The following is a 20,584-nucleotide window of genomic DNA, read 5'->3' as shown; positions in this document are numbered from 1 at the left end:
GGCGATTATAGCAGTTGCCTCCCTGCCGGACGTACCCCTTGGTCTGCTACACTTTCCCTTCAAACAGTTTCCGGGACGAACATGACGCAAGCATGGCCGCCTCCGGTACAGGCAGTCCAGGCACTGCCATGCGTACCGGACATCCTCTCCGTCATGGCCGAAATGACGGGCCTGCGCTTCGTCTGCGTGGCGCACGTGACACCGACCAGCTGGACCACCTGCGCGGTGCTCGACAAGCTGGGTTTCGGCCTGCAACCGGGCGATCCGCTCGATGTCGCGACCACGCTGTGCGACAGCGTGCGCAAGGCCGATGCGGTCATCGTGATCGACCACGTCAGCCAGGACGAGCTGTTCCGCAACCACCCCTGCCCGCGCCAGTACGGTTTCGAAAGCTATATCTCGATTCCCGTCTACGACGGCAGCGGCGCCTTCTTCGGCACGCTGTGCGGCCTGGATCCGCGCCCGCTGGTGCTGTCCGAATCGAAGACGGTGAAGTCGCTGGAACTGTTCGCGCAGCTGATCTCGAAGCAGCTCGAAGCGGAGCGGCGCCATGCCGGCCGGATCGCCGAGCTGACGGACGAGAAAACCACCGCCCTGCTGCGCGAGGGCTTCATCGCGGTACTGGGGCACGATATCCGCACGCCGCTGTCGTCGATCCTGCACGGTGCGCAGATCCTGCAGCGGCGCGGCGGCGACGAGACCACGCTGACGATCGCCCGCACGATCCAGCGCAGCGGCCAGCGCATCGGCCGCATGATCGAGGACGTGCTCGATTTCACCCGCGGCCGCCTGGGCGGCGGCATCGCGCTGGAGCTGGAGCCGGTGGACGACCTGGCCGACGCCCTGGCGCAGACCGTCATCGAATGCCGGAGCGAACATCCGCAGCGCACAGTCGCCAGCGATATCGCCATCCCCGGCACGGTGTGGTGCAACCGCGACCGCGTGACGCAACTGCTGTCGAACCTGCTGGCAAACGCGCTGCGCTACGGCGAACCCGGCACGCCGGTGCGCGTGTCCGCTCGCGTGGAAGATGGCGCATTCGTGCTGACCGTGGCCAACGAAGGCGAGACGATCGCCCCCGAGAAACTCGACAAGCTGTTCCAGCCCTACTGGCGCGACGACGACACCCAGCCGCGGCGCGGCCTCGGCCTGGGCCTGTACATCGCTGCCGAAATCGCCCGTGCCCATGGCGGCACGCTGCAGGTCGTCTCGCGCGACCGCCACACGGAATTTACCTATTCGGCGCCGGCCGGGCTGCGATAATAGCGGCCCCGCCAATTTCCGGACCGATCCGTGCAACAAGCCCTCAACATCGCAATCATCATCGTGGCGCTGCTGGCGCTGTACTTCCTGCTGAAGGGCCGGCCGAAGCCGGCGCCATGGCAGGGGCATCCCACCGGCGGCTCCTACACACCGGTCCCGGAGGGCGAACCGGTGCGGCACTGGACCGACGGCGGCCGCTTCGAACTGGAAGTGGTGGGCGAATCGCGCTACCGCGACACGATCCGCGCGCTGGCCGGCGAACATGGCGACACCAAGGCGGACGCGCGCCACCCGGCGCTGCTGTTGCCGGACGATGCCAACCCCTATGAAGACAAGGCCGTGGCCGTGTTCCTGTCCGGCCAGATGGTCGGTTACCTGGCGCCGAAAGATGCGCTGGCATTTCGCCAGATGCTGGCGCGCCATGAGATCGAAGGCAAGCCGACGTCCACCGACGCCGCGGTGCGCGGCGGCGGCACGTGGGAAGGCAAGCGCCTTGCCTATTCGGTGTGGCTGGATGTATCGCTGAGCGGCTGAGCGGCCGGAGTGACCGGCAATGCGGCTTCCTGCCGGATGGCGGTGATATGTTCTTCGAGATGGCCGCCGTCGATCAGCTCGCGCGCCAGTGCGCGCGCCTCGATCTCGGCCGCATGCCCGCGCTTGAACAGCGCGGGCGTATCGATGACGATGGGGGGCTCGAACGTGCGGCCCGAATAACGGTGCGCCTTGATGTGGATGCGGCCGCGATAACGCCCGGACTCTTCCGCCACCTCGACACTGTAGACGTAACCCTTTACCCAGATATCTTCGGTCATGCTACTTTGACATTTTGAAAGCGCGGATGCTAGCACGCGCGACAGGTGCCGCGCGCACGCTTGCCGCGGGGACAGCACTGTTCAAGCAGGCTTGCCCAGGTGCTCGCGCACCGCCTTGACGCTGGGGCCCGCATCCTTCACAGCCTGGCGCAACTCGTCCGCCGACAGCCCCAGCTCCTTGGTCCAGTAACGCAATTCCCACTCTTCGTGGACGTTGATGCGGCTGCGATCCTGCGGACCGCGCTCTTGCAGGTTATCCGACATGATGTTCTCCTTTGATCCATAAACGGAAGCACGACAAACGTCGTTCATGAAAGGATCGCGCGCGGCTCGTTGATAGTCAGTTAGCTCACGCACCTTGCGGCAAGTTCGGGCCCGGCGATTTCAACGATCCAGCGGGCGGATATGCAGGCGGAACTCCTGCTGGTCCGGATAGGCGCGCAGCAGTTCCAGCGGTGCGCGGCGGCACCGCGCCCATTCGCGCACCTGCTCCTCCGCCTCCTTCGACGCACTCGCGCCCAGCACGATGCCCGTCAGCGCTTCCGGCGCGAACTCCACCGGCCCCGGCCCGTCATAGCGGATTGCCCGCCACTCGCCCTCATACACCCAGTGCCGGCTCTTCATCAGGAAGGTCTTGGCCGCCATGTCCTCGTCGGCATCGCGGAATGGATTGATCAGCTCGCGGCGCGGCTCGTAGCCGATGGGCCGGGCGTCGCGCAGGAATGCCGCGCGCGCATCGAAGCGCAGGCAGATGCCCCGGTGGCAGTCGGCATAGTGCGACCACATCAGGATATGGTCGCGTTCCGTGGACAGGCACAGCACACCCACCTCCTCGGCCAGGATCCTCGAATGAAGCTGCTGGATCTTCTGCTGTCCCTGCGGCGAGCGCAGGTCCGTGCCGGGATCGGCCAGGATCTTTTCCAGCTCTTCCTCGCAGTCCCGCTCGGTCAACTGCGGCATCTGCTTGCTGCACATGCGGCGGTAATACGCCTTCATCTCGTCGAACGGCGCATCGAACGTGAATGCGGGCCGCGAATCGAACGGATCGTTGAACGTGCACGGCGGCGCGAAGTAGATCGTGTTGTCGCACACGATCTGCCGCGTGAACTCGATATCGCATTCGCTGGTGAACGGCCGGTATTTGTACAGGTGCTGCGGGGCCACGGTGCTTCCTTCCGCTGTGATGCCAAACGCTGATGCCGAAACATCTTAGCGAAACGGACAGGACGGCGCGCACGGCCCCGCGGCAGGCGTGCTGTAACGAACGCTAAGGCACTGCCGGTAACCGAAAATCAGGCAACATCAGAACTTCGCCCGCACGCCGAAGACGATGCCGCGGCCGGCCAGCGGCGCAATATCCTTCAGCACCGACGTGGAGACGCGGATTTCGTCGTTCAACAGGTTCTTCGCCAACAGGAAATAGGTCAGGTCATAGGCGCCGGCCTTTTGCGTGTACGACAGATTGGCGTTCAACTGGTTGTAGCTGTCCGTCGGCGTACCTTCGAACGACGCGAGCCGGTCCTGACCGCGCGCATGTACCAGCGACAAACCGGCACGCAGGGCATCCATCTTGTAGGCAACCGAAGCGCCGACACGGTCGGCCGGCTGCAGCGGCAGGCTGCCGCCGGCATCGAGCTTGCCGCGCGACGTGTCGGCGAACAGCCGGCCGGACCAGCCGGCGCCATGCTCGTTGACCGTCAGCTCGGCCTCGGCGCCGCGGATCGTCGCATTGGCCTGCTCGAAGATGCGCTCGCGCAGTTCCTCGCCTGGATTGCCTTCTTCATCGACCAGCATCCCGGTGACGTTGCCGTAGATGAAGTCATCGACCTTGTTGCGGTACAAGTTCGCCTTCCACCGCACCAGCCCATTCGTCTTCTGCACCGACAGCTCGACGTTGCGCGACACCTCTTTGCGGAAATCGGGATTGCCGATGTCGAACGTGACGGTCGCATCGTGCGGGCCGTGCGAGTACAGCTCTTCGGTGGCCGGCGCGCGCTGCGCATACGAGTACGTCAGGCCGGCGGCATAGCCCTGCATGAACGGCCACTGCGCGCCCACCGAGCCGGACTTCAGGTCGAACGAACGGTCCAGCCCCGTGATCGGCTGCCGTTTTACGTGTTCCAGCCGGCCGCCGGCGGACAGGCGCACCGGCCCCAGGTCCTTTTCCTCGACAAGGAAGCCGGCCTGCGACGTGGAGCGCGTGACGGGCACCGTATCCGGCCCGCCTTCCGCCGACAGCGCCGAAAAATGCGTGTTCTCGGTCTGCAGGCCGAAGGTGCCGCGCCAGCCGGCCACCGGCAGGTGCGACAGTTCGACGCGGGTTTCGGTCGAGCGGTTGTCGAAGACGACTTCGGGCGCATCGTTCTCGCCCAGCTCGGCGTGCTCGTAGCTGGTATGGCCGGCCTTGAATTTCAGGTTTTCGAAACCGGCAAATGGCGCCCTGACCAGGGCTTCGATGTCGTAGCGTGTCTGCTCCTGGTCGATGCGCGAACCTTCCGCGCTGGGGATGCCGTACAGGTTCGTCAGGTGCGACACCGAGGCACCGGCATAGCCCCAGTCGCCGACATACGAACCGCCGATGCCCGCGTTGCGCTCGCGCGTGAACGAGTTGGCAAGGCGGCCGGAACCCGAGTCCGGATCGCCGGCCGTGCGCGTGCCGGGAATCTTGTAGTCGTCCGCGTTTCGCCAGTTGCCGTCCGCGTGCAGCGCGAACTTGCCGACCGAACCGTCCAGCGTGCCGGATGCGTTCTTGCCCGTATCGACGGTGCTGTAGCGCGCTTCGGCCTGGCCGGTCGGTTTCGGCTCCAGCGTGGTGGGAATGCGTTCGTTGACGACGTTGACCAGCCCGCCGATCGCGCCGGACCCATACAGCAGCGCGGCCGGGCCACGCAGGATCTCGATCTGGCGCGCCACGGCACCTTCAGCCGCGACGGCGTGATCGTTCGACAGGCCGGACACGTCCGACACGGCCATGCCGTTCTCCAGCATCTTTACGCGCGGCCCTTCCATGCCGCGGATGATCGGGCGCGACGCGCCGGCGCCGAATGCGGAAGCCGACACGCCCAGTTCCTGCGATAGCGTCTCGCCCAGCGAACTGCCGGCCTTGTCGCGCAGCTCGTCGCCCTGCAGCACCTTGGCCGGCGTGAGGATCTGGTCGCCTTCGGCACTGCGGAATGGATTGGCGGTGACGACGACCTGCTGGACCTGGCCGGTGCCCTGTGCACCGGCGCCTTGCGGATCGGCACTGGCCGTATCGGCGTGGGCGATGGAAGAAATGGCGGCCAGGATGGCGCTGGCCAGCAACGTTTTTTGGGTGTTCATGTGATGCGTACCTCGATAGGGAGAATGACGAGCCGCCGCCGCGCAAGTGCATGCGCGGCGGCTCAAGTTGCAGATGACTTGTGCTGGTCAGGCCCGGGGCGGGGCACGTGGCTGGAAGGCGCGGACAGCTTTGGCGCTGGGCGGCCGTGCGAACGTTTCTTCCGATGGCAGGTAGCCGTTGCCGGCGACCCTGAAGTGGTAACTGGGAACGCCAAGCCCATACGCCAGCTGGTCGGCCGACAGGCACTGCGCGCACAGGCTGTCCGCGGCGGGCGCCTGCTGGCCGCCATCGTCCTTGCCCTGCAGTTGCTCGGTGCCGATGCGCTGAACGTGCGTATAGCCGTGCGCCAGCGCCAGTTGCTGGGATACCAGCAACAGCAGGGAGAGCAGCAGTTGAATGGCGACGCGCGGGAACATGCGGCTGTTCGGAAGACTTTCGGTTGGCTGGCCCGCTACTGGCGATCTCGCCTGCGGGCTGGCTGCGAACATTGTGGATCTGGGTATGAATACTGGAGCGGGTGAAGGGGATCGAACCCTCGTCTTAAGCTTGGGAAGCTCCTGCTCTACCATTGAGCTACACCCGCGTCAGCAGCATTCTACGCGGCATCGCGGGCTGTTGACAACTTCTCAATCGGGACAGTGTAATCAGAAATCAGACGGCCAACTTCACCGAGGTGGATGGACTCCAAGAACCCTCGCGCCCTCAATCGATGAGTCACGCAATGACAAGAATTCTTTTTATATGCGGTACTTAAACTTTCGAGTCTCGTCTGATCGTAGACGTGTTTAAAGATAATTCGGGCTCCAGCGTTGCCAATTTTGAGAGCATGTACTCGCATTGTCGAGCCGATGGCGCGCTACGGAATATGGTGATTGTAGAGCTAGGGATAGTGGGCAAGTCTTTCCCAAGTCAGCCCTACTATCAAAGCGTGTCTGTTACTAGATCAGTGACCATATCGCTGGTTACAGATGTCGTGCTGACGCCAGGCAGTGGTCCGCGTCAATGTCGGCGCAGCCTTTGTCGAACGCATTCCATCACTCGGTTTCTTATCTTTCGCTACAAAACGGTTCATAAATTGCGAGTCATTGTCGGTCAGGATCTTGCTGGATTTGATGGGTGATATTAGCGTGAGCCGGCCAGGATGTCGACGCTGTTGCCATCGCTCATGTCGCTATAGATGTGCAGGAACACCCAGAGTGTAGCTCGATCGATGGCGACGGACAAAGCGGCGTGAACCCTCATCAGCAATTTGTGGCAATAGTTGATACCGACATGAAGAAAGCCCTGCTCCATAGTCTTTGATGGTCTTCTTCGTCGATACAGTTTCTCTTTCGGCCTTGGGAATTACATTCTCGAGCCTTGCCATGCCATCACGTTTGAGTAGGTAGGAGATAGCCGAACGCGATACCTCGGCGTCGCTGTACTGTCGGGTGATATAGAGCAGGTCGTCAAGCGGCCGATGTAGCGTCTGGCGTAACAACAGCACGATCGGATGGTGAACTCATGCTCGGGCTGGTGACGTGCTGCGACACATCGACGAACGCGGCGAACAGCCGGCGATCACTCGTTAAGCATGGTTTTAGCGCAGAACCGAGCCATGCTGCGACGAGACATATGATCTCACAAACCTAAACATCTAACAGCAGATACGATTATTTTTGTCTAGTCAGCCACCGTACGTTCGACATCATAACGGCAATGTATTACGTAAAATCTTTATGCCAGCCGCCGAGATCATGATCCTCTAATTTGTCGTCCTCAAAAAAATCAGGAACAATTTCGCATGTGTTCGTTGGAAGCGTCTCCCAGACTAGGGGCAACTTGCTGATTCAACTTCCTTATACACCGGATCCTGCTTGACCGATACAGAACAAGTGTACTCGTACTGAATACAACGAAAGGGCGCACAGGAATCACGGGAGGTTTCGCTGGAATTAATTGTTTCAATTAACGCCAGCGGCGCTGATTGCACGCGCACAACTGCCGCAAGCTCGGCACAGTAACCCGGTTGCGACCCGCCCCCCCCGCGCCAGTTCGAACTACGGGTGACAATGGTTTCCGTGCCCCACCGCTCCAGCCCGTGTTCTGGACGGCGACAGCGCCTTGCTGCGTCCCCACCACAATCTCCATAGCCCCCCCTAGCGCTTTCGAGACTGCTTAAGCGATCCGGGTAGTCAGCACTGACGTCGCCGCGTAGGCGCTTAAACAGATTGTCAAGCGCTGCGAAATCACCTTTCAAACGCGCAACCGCACATCCAGCAAATCGGTCTGCCTCTTTTTCCTTGTCGATACTGCTTAAGTACTGACGTGTATCGAAGTGGCGATTTACGAAATGTCCAAGCTCATGGCCAAATAACGCGATCGCTTGCGTCCGATCGCTGCCGATGACTTCCCGAACCCAATCCGGATTATAAATTACGTAATCGCCGTCAGGAATGCCGGCGTTATCTCGGGCATTCCACGCCGCAGCTTTGCTAAAAAAATGGCAAGGAACTGTCGTAACCGTTTGGCTCAAACCAATGGAACGCGCAACTCTACCGATAAGTTCAGATGCCTCATCGGGGGCAATACCAAGCTGCTTTCCATCCTTTTTTATCAATGCAAGATGTTGCGAAACGCAAAGCGTTGGCACTTGCGCAATCGAGGGGCCCGATGCTCCCAGTAGCGTTATCAAGAAATAGTTGAAAAGCGCGCGCCTCAGAATATGTGAGCTCTTCATTTTACGCCTTTCAGTTGCTCACCTATCTCTATATCGATGAGATTTTCCGAGGGAGCGGCGCCAAAGGACTGGCACATATTCCGATTGAATTTACCCTCCTTATCGAGCCTGAGCACCTTATTAAAAAGCGCTTCCTCGCATTTTCGTCTATCCACCAGACCGTCGAGCACCTCTCCTTTCGCTTTTATCCATCGGCGAAATTCTTTAGATGCTGCATCAAACTCCTTCATGTTGAGCAGCGCTAACATCGTGGACTCTGCAAATTTCCGCTTACCAATATTGAAGACAAAAGACGCCAATGCGCCATATTGATCGTCCGTCAACTCTGTCGAGACGAGCTGCTGAACAGTTCGGCGTGCGCTTCGTGTGTCGAACTCCAGAAGTTCGTTTCCCTCTCCCAAGGACAGTTGATTTGCGAACTTTCCTAATGGAGTATGCATGCAGCGCTTCAGAGAGATAAGGTGCCCATAACCAATAGTACAGTACCCCGCTGGGTCGTCGTAGTGCAATGCCGCCCAGCCTTCAAAGTCCTTAATCATGAGCAAGGTGATTGGAGTTAGCGGGCGGGCTGTGCCTGAGGTCGCAACGCCGAGTGGGGCACTGAGGTCTTCGATCAGGCTCTGCGAAGTGACGTGGACGCCGACTGGCGACATTTGTTGTGCATATGCGCCGTGTGGCAACTGCACTGATAACAAAGCAATAGAGAGTACAACAATTCGATGCGTGACACCACGCTTCTTCATGATAGACCTCCCATTAATAATCAAAGACTATCATAAGTAAAAAAAAATTACACTAGCCAGAGCCAAAACGTAGTTTTTTTGCGAAAAACGAAAAATTTTCTACGAGATTATTGATTCCCAATTTAAGTCATGATTTTTTAGAAAATTCCCTTAATTAACTACTGTGCAGCTGCGTATTATTCCCGTTTGCGAGGTGTCAATATTTCAAACTACAAGAGGCGAAAACGCGAAAGCTGCTAAACTCTTTAACGGGTTTCTTTTTTGAGATATCAACAAGTGTGAATCTTAAAGTACGGAAAATACCCACCAGAATCTGTTAAGGTTTTTCATCAAACTAGCGCGAAATATCAAATCGACGAACACAATAAGATGAGGGTAGCAACCCTCTCGCTGGCGCAGTTTCCCGGCGCCAGCGATCAGGCGGTTGCAGACCCACAACGCAGGGCAGCCGTATCATGGGCGTTTGCGCCGCCCGACAACACTCAACGACAGTGCCGATGCCAGAAAGTAGAACGCGCCAAATCCCGCGTAACCCACGAGGGAAGCAACAGTCGGCTCAGCCGGCATCCGCGCCTGGAAGATGAAGAAGGCACCGGCCAGCGCGGACTGCGCGCCGCTCAGGGCCATTGCCCACTGTGCCCCGTGGTTTTTCCAGCGGCGCATCGCAGTGCCGAGCTGGAGCAACCCGGACAGGATGGCCCAGGCACCGAACACAGCCAGCACCCCGTGCATGTTCGGCCACGTGACGGCGAGTAGCAGCGCCACGACGATGCTGACGACGACGTTCAGCAACTGCGTGCGGTTCGCCGCCAGCCCGCCGCTGCGCTTGCTGTCGAGATAGTTGGCAACGGCATCCCAGACAGGGTAGCCGACCAGCAGGATCGCGCCTGCCATAGCCGAAGACTGTGCGATCGTCAGCACCGCGATAATCCAGGTGATCGAAAACGCCGCGCGCATGAAGTAGTAGCGCTTCAGCCAGTGCTCAGGTGCCGCTGGCACGGATCCAGTTTGTTGTCGGGTCATGGTGTTTCTCCAATCGTTGAAGTTTGAGGTATATACCTACTAGTTGGTAGGCTTTGATGACAAATGAAATGGCGCTGCTGGGCGCCAAATCATGGCGTGGGATAGTGCGACAGCCATGCACTCGTCAATACGATGACAAGCGCAACAAACTACGACTGCGGTAAATAACGAGCCAGCTGGCTTTCCGCCACCGTTGCAAAGACAGCTACATCGCCATACGCCCTGGCCGACAGCATCGCTCCATGAATCGTGGCCATGAAGATCTCCGCCTCGACCTCCGGGGCATACGTGCAGCGAATCGTCCCGTGGGACGCCCCTTGCTGGAACACCGAGGCCATCCATCCGGACAGGAACCGGAAATACGACCGTACCTCTACCGCTACTTCTTCCGGCAGGACCGGCAGCTCGCCAGCCAGCAATGCGCACACGCAAAACGGCGCACTCAGATCGCCGATGCATTGTTCCCAGTGCCGGACATACGCCCGCAACTGTTCCATTGCGTCGGGAATGGCATGGCGCAGATTGCCGAGCCCTTCCTCGGTCGCCTGTCGATGCTGCACGACGAGCGCCTTCACCAAGTCGACCTTGTTGGGGAAATGGTGATGAATGCTGGCCTTGCGGATGCCCACCACGCCGGCGATATCGGCGTAGCTGAATGCGTTATAGCCACCTGCGACGATCAAGGCTCGCGCGCAGGAAAGGATTTCTTCGGAGGTGTTGGACAACTTGTTCATGCGAACAGCCTACCTTCTAGTAGGTTGAGTGTCAAGCATGGTTTTGTTTGTGGAATATGCTGGTCTCAGCAAGCAATGGCTCATGTTGCTCAACGCGCCGTTCAAATCGAGGGGCGTGCGTCCTAATAGATTCGATTCGCCTCGATCTACCTGGATCTAACTGCTTTCTGAAATTTCGGTGACAAGCCGAGTAATTCTGAAGCCAAGCCACGTGACGCACCCCGTGCTGGTAAGGCTAATAACGGAAAAAAAATGGCATTTCTGCAGAGCTAACTGCATCATCGTCTTCGTCAAAGCTTTCACAAAATATTTCGAATTGGTTCCCTGCAGGATCGTAAACCCTTGCAAAATAGCCTCCCGGCAACTCACACGCCGTATCGAATAGAGCGCCTTTTTTGTACATTGTTAAACAATGTGAGAGGAAATTTCTTTCCAGCGCATAGGAAAAGCTCATGTATCTCCTTTCAGGGGGAAAGAATTTTTCCTCTTGCTCGTCAATTTTTGTTAACTTAATACAGGCCGCAAAATTATCTACCGGCAAATAAAGTAGCCCGTTCATCTCTTTGAACGATAACACATCACGGTAGTATAGCTTCGCCTCCGCGCAGTTATCGACTGGCAAAATTATAAAGACACTCGGAGAAGCTTTCATGCACGACTGAGATCGCTTAAAAGTTAACTTCAAGCATTTCGAAATCTCTTCTACATCAAAGCCGGCACTATCTTCATCAAAGCTTGCACACGAAATTTCAAACAGGTTATCAGCCGGATCGCGAACGCGTGCATAATAACCCTCTTCACATTTACAAACCTCATCAAACAAACCGCCATTTTGATAGATCATCCAACAGTATGACAGAAAGTTTTTCTCTACCATGCAATTGAATATGGGGAAATTCTTCTTCGGCGGATAGCGTTGCATGGATTCTTGAGTAACAGCCATTACTTGCAAAGCAATCGACGAATTGCCAACCGGCAGAAGAAAGACACCGTCCTCCTCAACAAATAACAGCACATCGCGATAATATGACTTAACTTCGGCGACATTTTCAGCGGGAATAATTATAGTTACGTTTGTCATAGCTTACATAATACCTTGCTAGGTGGTCGATTACTTGGCTTTGATAGCTTCTTCGCTTCAGCAATAGCCTTCGATGCGCCTTTATGGACTTTCGCGCCGATTTCTCTCAACGTATCTTTTTCAACCGCATAAAATGCGCTTCGATTAGGCGATTCATCTCCGCCGATATCTATGAATGAATACCCCTCAGAATGCATTTTCTTAATCCAATCCGCATTCGCCTGAACCGCCCTGGCTTCCCAATCGAATTCACCAATTGGGAAATCTTGAGCTCCAGATTGTTTCATCATTCTCGGCCAGTCTTTCTTGATCGTTCTAAATTCGACGCAAGGCAGCTTAACCCTCATGGCAGCAGCATACGCCTCCACTGTCGATTGACCTTCTCCGATTACAACGTATTTCTCCAGTCCCAGCGGGTCTAGCCAGCTTACCGGATTGGGCGCATACTGATAGAGATTCAGCCCCCCTTTGAGCTTTATTGGGTCTTGACTTATGTAGCGACCAGCAGCCGAATCGTAGTATCGATTCCGATTATAGTGATTACCTGTCTCTGGATCATAGTACTGGCCTTGGAAACGCAGTGGCTGTTCAACGCTCTGGATCAAATGCTGAAACACTTTGCCCCAGACGCGATAACGTACGGCCCAGGCAACCCTGCCGTGATCGTCCACTAATTCCAGTGGCGTACCCAGCTGATCGCACTGATAGTACAAATTTTCATCGTGACTACCCGAGATGTCGGCATTAGCTCGTCGAGCCTGCCAACGCACCTGTTGGAGCTGTTCGTGCTCGTTGTCCAGGTGCCTCCGCCATAGCCACACATGTGCATCCGGCTGCTTATCTACTGCTGACAGCTGCCAACTCGGAATCTGCCTCACATGCGCGGTCAACGGCGCATAGTTGTCGATGCCGCCTGCCGAAGCAATTCTTGCCAGCGGCACAAAACTGTCCGGCTCATAAACGTAAGTAACCGTTTTATCGGCCACAACCTCCTGCACCATCACATCGCCATCCCACACAAACAGCGTGAGCTTGCCGGTATGTGCATTGCCGACAGGTGGCGGCTCCTCCCCTTCCGCCCACCTCTGTTCATGGACTCGCTTCGCAATCCGCCGCCCGAACGCATCGTAGCTATACCGCGCAACGACACGTGAAGTAGCAAACGTCCGCACAGCCGTCGTCAACCGATTCTCGGCGTCATATTCAAATGTCAGCACACCCTCTTCATTCGCCGTCCTAGCCAGGCGCGGCCGCTTGACCACCGTATTGCCCTGCACATCGTATTCGTACGCATACCCCATGTACTGCCGCAGCAGGTTATGCGTCACCTTGGCAAGCCGCGCGGGGGGCCTGGTTCCAGCGGCAGGCTGCTCATCCAGTTCACGCAACACCTGCCGCGTGTCGATCGGCGCGGCAGCGCTCTCCGGATCGAGCAAATTACCCGCCGGATCAAACGCAAACGTTTCCGTCAGATCGCGCTGCACGGCCGACAATAGCTGCCCCAACGGATCGTAGGTATAGCGGATACTGCCGCGCACCTTGTCATCGATATGCACCAGGTTACCGGTGGCGTCGTATTCGTAAAGACGCTCGCGCAGCCGCTTCGAACCCAGGTCGAGCGTGAAGCCGCTCAGCCGCGACTGCGGATCGTAGCTGCGCCGCTCCGTCAGCCTTTCGCGGCCGCTGCCCAGCTCCCGCACAACCTCGCGATGCAGGTGATCGCGCTCTAGGTCCACCAGCGTCTTACCCTGCCACAGCGTGCCATGCCAATGCCCGCTGCCGTAGCGCAGCGTGTCGATGCGCCGGCCGTTCGGCAGGATGGTCTGGATGCGGTTGCCCAGTTCATCGTAGGCATGCGTCATCGTGAACGCTGCAACGGGCTCGGCTTCCTGTCCCGGCAGAAGCGCCGGGCCGGGCGCGTAGGCCGCGCGCTCGTCGATCAACTGCCCGACCGCGTCGTACATGAAGCGGTGCTCGGCTTCGCGCGTCGACGTGGCGATCAGGCGGCCCAGCGCATCGTAGGCGTAGCGCACGGCGCCATCGGCATCGATTTTCGCCAGCAGCCGGCCCAGCGCATCGCGCGCGAAATCCACGCGCACGCCAGCACTTTCGCTGGCAACCAGATGGCCGGCGTTGCTGTAGAGGTATCGGGTGACCTTGCCGTCGAATCCGGTCTCGCTGGTCAGGCGCCCTTCGGCGTCGTAGGTAAAGAAATACGATTCGTCGTTGCCGTTGACGAGTTCCGTGACGCGCAACGCATTGTCGTAGCGGTACCCCAGCGTCTGCTCTTTGGCATCGATGCGCTCCACCAGTAAGCCATGCCCGTCGTAGCGGTAACACATGCGCTGGCCCTTGCCATCGATATGCGCCAGCAGGTTGCTGTCGGCGTCGTATTCAAAACCTTCCTTCGTACCGTCCGGGTGAATCACTTCGACGACGCGGCCCATTGTGTCGTAGCGATAGCGGGTGGTGTTCCCCATCGCGTCGACCTGTTCGGCCAGGCGGTGGCTGGCGTCGTAGTGGTAGCGCGACGTGAAGCCCGAGCAGTCGGTGTAGGACGCGAGGCGCCCGGCGCTGTCGTAAGCCAGGCGCTTGTTGCCGCCGCGCGCGTCCGTCACCATGTCGAGCCGGCCCTTGTCGTCGTAGGCATAGCCGGTGCGCCGGCCCAGCGCATCGGTGCGTTCGACCAGGCGGCCCGCGGCGTCATAGCGGCTGTGCGTGGCGTGGCCCAGCGCGTCCGTTACCGTTACCGGCAGGTTGTCGGCGCCGTAGTCGATGCGGGTGACGTGGCCCTGCGCATCGGTGACGGTGGTCAGGTTGCCGGCGGCATCGTAGCCATAGCGCGTGGCCGCGCCATCGGCGTCGATATCGGCCAGCAGCATGCCGTCGCGGTCCCATTCGCGGCGGCCCAGTTGGCGCACGCTGCCATCGGGGCCGATGCGGCGCACGGAGGTGGCCAGCCAGTTGGCGTTGAAGCGGTATTCCAGGATGCCGCCGTCCGGCTCCGTTACGCGCGTGGTGTCTTCATCGAGATAGGCGATGGCCGTTTCGTTGCGGCCATCGGCGGTGGTGGTGCGCACGGCGCGCGCCTGGTAGCTGTTATGCAGGCCGATCGGATTGCGTTCCATCAGCCGCGCGTCGTCCAGGGAGATGCCGGACCAGCGCTCGCGCAGGAAGGCCAGGCTCACCCATTGCAGGCCGTGGGCAAAGCCGGAATACGTGGTGTAGCGCACCAGCAGATGATGTTCATACGCGTAGCTACGCGACTGGCTGGCGATATTGAACTGCTCGACCAGGTCGCAGCGCAGCGGCAGTGCGTCGAAGGAGCCGGAAGCCGCATCGGCAGGCGGCAGCACATCGGCCTCATAGCGATAGCGAACATGGCACACGCGGGTGCCATCGGCGAGTACCTGATCGACCTGACCGATGCGGGGCGCGGCAGCCCGGTCCTGTTCGATCTCGACCGGCAGATAAGCGTCGCGCAGTGCCTCGATCACCATGCCATCGTCCGTGCGCACGCGCAGCAGCACTTCGCCCGGGCGCGCCTGCTGAAAACGCTCGATGGTGATGCCGCTGCCATCGCGCTCGGCGCGCCGGGTCAGATAAAAGCGCCGGGTGCGTACCGGCTCGCGGGGTTTCAGCATGGCGTTCACGCCATCATAGCCGTGCGGCAGCCAGCCGTCGCCGCCCAGCACGAAGGTGTCGGTGCTGCCGTCGCGCCACGTCAGCGTGAACTGCGTGTCGCTGTCGCGGTGCAGGATGAAACCTTCGGCGCGGTGGTCGTGCTGCTCGCCCGGCGCCAGCGCCGGCAGGCGCAGCGCGCGGCCGCTCGCTTCGTGGTAGACGATGCCCCGCGCGCAATCGGAAAGCGAACTGGTATAGGGCGTGGCCCAGCGCGCGCCCAGCAGGCCCCAGTCCTCCGTCTCCGAGCCGGAGCGATAGGTGCGGGTCCAGTCCAGCGGCGTGGGGCCGTCCAGCACGAAGTCCGTCTGCGGCAGGATTTCCTCGCCGGTACCGAAGTGCACCGGGTGTGCGCTTTGCACCGGCTTGCCGCCGGGGGCGCCGTTCTTGGGGCAGCAGTCGGAGGGCTTGTCGCCTTTCGGTTCCCTGGTCTGCTTGGTCTTGCCGCCGTCGTGGCCATCCTTGTCGTTGCCGCCGCCCGTCCTGGCTGGCGCCCTGGCGGGCGGCGAGGTGGAACCTGGTACGTCCTTGCCGCCCTTCGGCAGCAGTTTCTTGAACAGGTTGCCGACGCGTGAAATCTTCCTGAGCGCCAGGTTCTCCACCGCGCTGCTTGCCATGTCCGCCACCGTGCCGGCCCAATCGGGCGTCTTGCCGGTCAGGATATAGTCCGACGCCTGGTCGAGCACCGTGGCCGTGCTGTCGGCCGCATAGCCGCCGCCAACCATCGCGGCGCTGACGCCACCGCCGATCGCGGCACCCGTTTCCATTGCGGCCGCCACCGGCAAGCCCACGCCGGTCGCGCCTACTGCCACACCGGCAACGCCGGTCGCCGCGCTGGCCATGGCGAGGTCGCCGCCCTTGTCCATCCCGTACTGGCCGGCCGCGTGCATGTCGGCGGAGACATTGTCCTTGTAGTACTGGGCGGCGTCCTGCATGCCTTCCCACGCCATGTCCTTCAGGCGTTGCAGGCGCGAACGCGGCGCCTGCACCCCGCGCTCGTAGATGCGGCCGATCGTATTGCGATTGTTCATCCACACGAAGCGCGATTCCTGCACCGTCTGCGCGCCGTTGGCGCCTTTGGTGGAGCTGTTGCCCTGGCTTTCCACCTTTTTAAGGTTAGTGCCGCTCTTGATGCCGCCCACCGTGCCCCGTTCGTCGCCTTTCACCGCCGGGATGAAGCTGCGGCCGTGCAGGAAGGCCGGCTCGCCATGGGTCTTCACGTTGGCCGACACGGACTGCGCATCGGAGAATTCGCCGGTGATCGTGTAGGGAATCGGCACGACGCTGCTGCCGACCGGGGTCTTGCAGATGTCGGGGATGGTGCTCACGCAGTAGAAGCGCTTGGATTTCGTGACTGTTTCGTGGGCCATGTCGGTCGGGGAAATCAGGCGAGAACGGTTTGTGGCGCGTCTTCGGCGGCGGACGGCGCGTTCCACTGCTGCAGCCGCTGCAACTGCTCGGGGGTATTGGCATGCAGCAGGCGGGCTTCGGCCAATGCCCCGTCGGCAACGATGCAGAGCCGCCACGTCAGTTCGACCGTGCCGGCCAGCGTGTCGATCAGCACCGTGTCGATGGAAAGCGGCATGGCGGCCACGGCGCCATCGTCGCCGGCCGCCAGCGCGAACAGCGACTGCGCCGGCAGCGTGAACGCCAGCACGCCGTTACCATCGCCATCGGTCCGGATGGATGGCGAATCGTGCGGCATCAAGTTGACAAGGGTGAAGCGCTCTTCGCCGGTGAGATGGCCGCACTGCTGGTCGGCCGGCGCGCCGTTCCAGTAGGCGAAGTCGAAGTCGGGCGGCAGGCGCGGCACGTCGTCGGCATCCCACGACGCCTTGCCGTCCACCGTGCCGACAAGCTCCCGGCGCGGCAGCCATGCGCGGCCGACGAAACCGAAGCCGGCTGGCGCCAGCCCGGCTTTCCCGCGGCTGCTCGCCCAGAACAGATCGGCCGTGAAAGGCGCGCGGGGGTATTCGATCTGCGGCGCAGGAAGGCTTGCCGGGGCGGCGGCATCCAGGTACCACGCGGGAGCGAAGCCCTTGCCGGCCGGGTTGGCCTGGCATGCGTCGTGGGCGACGGGCATGGTTTCCTTATGCCCGTACTGCGCCTGCTGTCCGGCACCCAGGCGCCAGCGCTGCGGCACCCGTGCCGCAGCCTCGCTGTTGCCGTCCACGATGACCTCGCCGCCCTGGGCATGTTCGTAGCGGACAGGCACGCGCAGTGCGGGCGCGGCGCGTGTGAGCTTCCATGGGCTCGGTCCGACAGCGCCCAGGGTGGCCGGCCGCAGCAGGCCAAGCGCCTTCGTGCGCCGCCGCAGCTCGCGGGGCCCTGTTACATGGAGCACCTTGTCGATGAGCCTCCGGCCGGGAATGACTTGCCGCGCGGCCTGCTCCGCCGCTGTGCGCCAGCGCTGCTGCGCCGCCGGCGACACGGGCTGGAAAGGGTTGAGCGGGCGAGGCGGTTCCGGCACCGGCCCCGGCTGGTCCGGGTACTGCACCCGCAAGGCAACCTGGAACGAAGCCGCGGCCTTGCCCGCCGGCGCATGCGCATCGCCGACCACAACCACGTCGCAGCGCGGCTTGTACGGCGCCAGGTCGCTTTCCGCCCGTACGCTGCAATCGATATCGTCATCATAGTGGCGGTCCTGCTGGTGCAGCGGCGCCGGGGGATCGAGCGGGACCAGCGCGGCCAGTCCATCGCTGGCGCATTGGCCGAACGCGTAGCCGGTCTTGGCGACGATCACATGGAACGGCACGTCATGCTGGTCCAGCGTATCGAAGTGAAGCGCGTCGAAGCCGGTGTCGTTCCTGAAGCGCAGCGGCGGGATATCCGGAATGGCAGGCATGTCAGCCTTGCGGGTTGATGTCGACATCGTCGCCATGCACCTCGACCTTCTTCGAACCGCGGACGATGACTTCCTTGCCCGAGATTTCGATGCGGCCATCGGCCCGCATCACGAAGGTGCTGTCGCCGACCTCGATCCTGAATTCCTCGCCGGCCGTAAACGAGATCTTCTGGCCCACCACCACCGTCTTGGAAAGGCCCACCTCCTCGGCCTGCATCAGCGCGACGGTCGTGTTCATGCCCGCTCCCACCGAGGTCTGGTAGGCGCCGCCGATCGTGAGCATCTTGGCCAGCGCCACCGTTTCGGTCTTGACCTTGCCGATCACCACGTGCCGGCTGCCGCCGATGCTGACGTTTTCGTCAGCGCCCACGTCTTCCGTGCGGTTCTCGCCGATGCTGATGGTTTCGTTCTTCGCCACGTCCTCGGCGCGATTGGCGCCGATGCTGATCTTCTCGTTGCGGCCCACCTGCTCCGTGCGGTCGCGCTTGATATGGCTGTTCTCGTCGCGGTCGATGGTCTTGCGGCGGTCGTTGCCCACCCACTTGTCCTCGTCGTGCTCGACTTCGGTCAGCTGGTCCTTCTCCGCGTGCAGCCAGAGCTGCTCCGAACCCTTCCTGTCCTCGAAGCGGATGGCGTTGGCGTTCTCGTACGCGCCGCCCGGCGTGGAGCGCGACAGGATGCCGCTTTGCGTCTTGTTGGCCGGCAGCGGCCAAGGCGGCATGGTGTCGGCATTGGGCACCATACCGGTAACGAGGGGGCGGTCCGGATTCCCGTCCAGGAACTGGACGATGACTTCCGAGCCGATGCGGGGCACCGATGTCATGCCGAAGTTCGCGCCGGACCACGCGGTGGCGACACGCACCCAGGCCGAACTCTTGTCATCGAACTGGCCGACGCGGTCCCAGTGGAACTGCACGCGCACGCGGCCATACTCGTCGGTATAGATTTCCTCTCCGGGCGGCCCGACGACGATGGCCGTCTGCAGGCCGTAGATCTTCGGTTCGGTGCTGTTGTAGCCGCGGCCCGGGCGCCATGGCACGCGCGTGCGGCTGCAGGTGATCCGGTTGGCGTAGCGGGATGCGGCCTCGGAACCATCCTGCAGGTTGTTGGTCGCGGTGTGGTGCGCTTCGACGATGAGGAAGTCCAGGTCCGCCCCGAGCTCGCCATCGAAGTGGCCGCTCAGCGTGAACTTGCGGCCAGGCTGCGCGGTGCGATCGTTGCCGATCCCCTCGAAGCATTTGCCGACCGCCTCGATCTCTTCCGAACGGATGCGCGCATGGGCCTCGCCGTCCGCGCGATCCTTGAAGCCGAAGGCGCCGGCATAGGCATAGGATTCCATGCGCAGCACGTCGCCCTGTTCATTGATCGAGGGCAGGTCGACCGCGACCGGCCGCGGCTTCTTGAAATCAAAGCTCGACAGCGCCACGCTGGCGGGAACGAGGCGGCGTATCGACGTCCATTTCGCCAGGCCGTCATCCTCGTTGCTGCCCGCCTCGCTCTGGAAGGGGATGTCCGTGCGTGCGCCGTCGATGGGTGGAGACTGCACGGAATCGTTCGACAGGATCAGCGTGTGCCCATCGGCGCTGTGCTCATACCGGTAATGCCAGCCCAGCTGCTCCCAGCGGCGGTGCAGGTAGTTGTAGTCGGATTCGTCGTACTGGCAGGCGAAGGTCATTTCCGGATCGTCGCCCGCGACCTGCAACTGCGCGGCGGCCATCGGGTAGTCGGCGAAGATCTCCTCGGTCTGCTCGCCAACGGTCTTGTTGTGAAAGAGGTAGTTGTCGCGCCTCAGCCGAAGGTAGGCCATCCATGGCATCAGCACCATGTGATAGAAGACCGCGCCGCCATCGCTGCCCTCGCGGCGGAACTCGAAGACGTAACCGTTGAAGTAGCGGATGCTGCCGTCTTCGCGCACCATTTCGACCGTGACCATCTTGCCCTGCACATCTTTCAGGGCGATGTTGGCATCGTTCGAGATCACTTCCACCATGAAGCGGAAATCGCGCGACAGGCCTTCCCTCGCGTCGAGCCGGTTGGCCAGCATCAGGGCTTCCGGTCCGTCGTCGTTGGGGAATACCAGGCGCAACAGGCGATTGTGCTGGCGGAGCCTGCTCAATAACGGGAATCCCGCGCCAAGTGCTCCATTCACTATCGTGTCCATCTGTGTCATGAGTCCGGTTTGCCACGAAGCGTGATCCCAAGCTCACACTGGCGTGGATACGTTTGAAAAAACGGTGATCTGTTCGGAAACTGCTGGACGGCCACGGCGGGCCTGGCTGGCACTCGCTACACGATTGCAAGGCATTGCGCGCCAACGGCGCATGCAGCGAAGCCGTTGGCATTATAAATAAGATAAGAAGA

Annotated in this window: 15 protein-coding genes, 1 tRNA gene and 1 pseudogene; 2 read left to right on the top strand and 15 right to left on the bottom strand. The window is 60.9% G+C overall.

Annotation, left to right across the window (positions count from 1 at the left end):
* The first annotated feature begins 81 nt into the window (after window positions 1-81).
* A complete protein-coding gene (locus FHS02_RS05870) occupies window positions 82-1,263 on the top strand; it encodes a GAF domain-containing sensor histidine kinase (protein ID WP_137314920.1) in 1,182 nt (393 codons plus the stop codon).
* A 30-nt stretch (window positions 1,264-1,293) separates the two neighbouring features.
* Window positions 1,294-1,797, top strand: a complete 504-nt coding sequence (locus tag FHS02_RS05865; RefSeq protein WP_137314921.1) for a hypothetical protein — start codon at window positions 1,294-1,296, stop codon at window positions 1,795-1,797.
* On the opposite strand, the gene FHS02_RS05860 is transcribed toward FHS02_RS05865, so the two are convergent.
* The 15 genes and pseudogenes from FHS02_RS05860 to FHS02_RS05790 form a co-directional block, all read right to left on the bottom strand.
* Entirely contained in the window at window positions 1,761-2,075 is a 315-nt protein-coding gene (locus tag FHS02_RS05860) for a hypothetical protein (RefSeq protein WP_137314922.1), read from the bottom strand. The genes FHS02_RS05865 and FHS02_RS05860 overlap by 37 nt on opposite strands.
* A gap of 81 nt (window positions 2,076-2,156) precedes the next feature.
* On the bottom strand, window positions 2,157-2,339 hold the full coding sequence (locus FHS02_RS05855; protein WP_137314923.1) for a DUF3606 domain-containing protein: 183 nt from the start codon (window positions 2,337-2,339) through the stop codon (window positions 2,157-2,159).
* A gap of 120 nt (window positions 2,340-2,459) precedes the next feature.
* Entirely contained in the window at window positions 2,460-3,239 is a 780-nt protein-coding gene (locus FHS02_RS32040) for a DUF2971 domain-containing protein (RefSeq protein WP_137314924.1), read from the bottom strand.
* Window positions 3,240-3,377: 138 nt separating this feature from the next.
* Complete coding sequence (locus FHS02_RS05845; RefSeq protein ID WP_137314925.1) at window positions 3,378-5,396, bottom strand: TonB-dependent receptor; 2,019 nt, start codon at window positions 5,394-5,396, stop codon at window positions 3,378-3,380.
* A gap of 87 nt (window positions 5,397-5,483) precedes the next feature.
* Window positions 5,484-5,813, bottom strand: a complete 330-nt coding sequence (locus FHS02_RS05840; protein WP_137314926.1) for a hypothetical protein — start codon at window positions 5,811-5,813, stop codon at window positions 5,484-5,486.
* Between the two features lie 93 nt (window positions 5,814-5,906).
* A tRNA-Gly gene (locus FHS02_RS05835) sits at window positions 5,907-5,980 on the bottom strand.
* Between the two features lie 276 nt (window positions 5,981-6,256).
* Window positions 6,257-6,886, bottom strand: a pseudogene (locus FHS02_RS32165) (transposase family protein); the annotation flags it as partial.
* A gap of 321 nt (window positions 6,887-7,207) precedes the next feature.
* Entirely contained in the window at window positions 7,208-8,116 is a 909-nt protein-coding gene (locus tag FHS02_RS05825; RefSeq protein WP_183444246.1) for a M48 family metalloprotease, read from the bottom strand.
* Window positions 8,113-8,859 (bottom strand): lysozyme, encoded by a 747-nt coding sequence (locus tag FHS02_RS05820; protein ID WP_137314928.1) that lies wholly within the window; start codon window positions 8,857-8,859, stop codon window positions 8,113-8,115. Before FHS02_RS05820 ends, FHS02_RS05825 begins: the two co-directional genes overlap by 4 nt.
* 453 nt (window positions 8,860-9,312) lie before the next feature.
* A complete protein-coding gene (locus FHS02_RS05815) occupies window positions 9,313-9,882 on the bottom strand; it encodes a DUF308 domain-containing protein (protein WP_137314929.1) in 570 nt (189 codons plus the stop codon).
* Window positions 9,883-10,031: 149 nt separating this feature from the next.
* Window positions 10,032-10,616 carry a TetR/AcrR family transcriptional regulator gene (locus tag FHS02_RS05810; protein ID WP_137314930.1) on the bottom strand — a complete coding sequence of 195 codons (585 nt, stop codon included), beginning with the start codon at window positions 10,614-10,616 and terminating at the stop codon, window positions 10,032-10,034.
* Between the two features lie 235 nt (window positions 10,617-10,851).
* On the bottom strand, window positions 10,852-11,697 hold the full coding sequence (locus tag FHS02_RS05805; RefSeq protein WP_137314931.1) for a VOC family protein: 846 nt from the start codon (window positions 11,695-11,697) through the stop codon (window positions 10,852-10,854).
* Window positions 11,694-16,748 carry an RHS repeat-associated core domain-containing protein gene (locus tag FHS02_RS05800; protein ID WP_137314932.1) on the bottom strand — a complete coding sequence of 1,685 codons (5,055 nt, stop codon included), beginning with the start codon at window positions 16,746-16,748 and terminating at the stop codon, window positions 11,694-11,696. Before FHS02_RS05800 ends, FHS02_RS05805 begins: the two co-directional genes overlap by 4 nt.
* A 14-nt stretch (window positions 16,749-16,762) precedes the next feature.
* Complete coding sequence (locus FHS02_RS05795) at window positions 16,763-18,223, bottom strand: DUF2169 family type VI secretion system accessory protein (protein ID WP_175424851.1); 1,461 nt, start codon at window positions 18,221-18,223, stop codon at window positions 16,763-16,765.
* 1 nt (window position 18,224) lies between these two features.
* Window positions 18,225-20,339: a type VI secretion system Vgr family protein gene (locus FHS02_RS05790; protein ID WP_229422253.1), complete on the bottom strand. Its 2,115-nt coding sequence runs from the start codon at window positions 20,337-20,339 to the stop codon at window positions 18,225-18,227.
* Between the last annotated feature and the right edge of the window lie 245 nt (window positions 20,340-20,584).

This window comes from Pseudoduganella umbonata (genome assembly GCF_014192225.1).
Lineage (GTDB): Bacteria > Pseudomonadota > Gammaproteobacteria > Burkholderiales > Burkholderiaceae_D > Rugamonas > Rugamonas umbonata.
The sequence above is the reverse complement of the archived record's forward strand: the minus strand, read 5'-3'. Positions and strand labels throughout refer to the sequence as shown.

What these genes read in the sequence shown, in the direction of transcription:
- FHS02_RS05870 (WP_137314920.1), top strand. Translation starts at nt 82, where the DNA reads ATGACGCAAGCATGGCCGCCTCCGGTACAGGCAGTCCAGGCACTGCCA.
- FHS02_RS05860 (WP_137314922.1), bottom strand. Translation starts at nt 2,075, where the DNA reads ATGACCGAAGATATCTGGGTAAAGGGTTACGTCTACAGTGTCGAGGTG.
- FHS02_RS05855 (WP_137314923.1), bottom strand. Translation starts at nt 2,339, where the DNA reads ATGTCGGATAACCTGCAAGAGCGCGGTCCGCAGGATCGCAGCCGCATC.
- FHS02_RS05845 (WP_137314925.1), bottom strand. Translation starts at nt 5,396, where the DNA reads ATGAACACCCAAAAAACGTTGCTGGCCAGCGCCATCCTGGCCGCCATT.
- FHS02_RS05840 (WP_137314926.1), bottom strand. Translation starts at nt 5,813, where the DNA reads ATGTTCCCGCGCGTCGCCATTCAACTGCTGCTCTCCCTGCTGTTGCTG.
- FHS02_RS05825 (WP_183444246.1), bottom strand. Translation starts at nt 8,116, where the DNA reads ATGAAGAGCTCACATATTCTGAGGCGCGCGCTTTTCAACTATTTCTTG.
- FHS02_RS05820 (WP_137314928.1), bottom strand. Translation starts at nt 8,859, where the DNA reads ATGAAGAAGCGTGGTGTCACGCATCGAATTGTTGTACTCTCTATTGCT.
- FHS02_RS05815 (WP_137314929.1), bottom strand. Translation starts at nt 9,882, where the DNA reads ATGACCCGACAACAAACTGGATCCGTGCCAGCGGCACCTGAGCACTGG.
- FHS02_RS05810 (WP_137314930.1), bottom strand. Translation starts at nt 10,616, where the DNA reads ATGAACAAGTTGTCCAACACCTCCGAAGAAATCCTTTCCTGCGCGCGA.
- FHS02_RS05805 (WP_137314931.1), bottom strand. Translation starts at nt 11,697, where the DNA reads ATGACAAACGTAACTATAATTATTCCCGCTGAAAATGTCGCCGAAGTT.
- FHS02_RS05800 (WP_137314932.1), bottom strand. Translation starts at nt 16,748, where the DNA reads ATGGCCCACGAAACAGTCACGAAATCCAAGCGCTTCTACTGCGTGAGC.
- FHS02_RS05795 (WP_175424851.1), bottom strand. Translation starts at nt 18,223, where the DNA reads ATGCCTGCCATTCCGGATATCCCGCCGCTGCGCTTCAGGAACGACACC.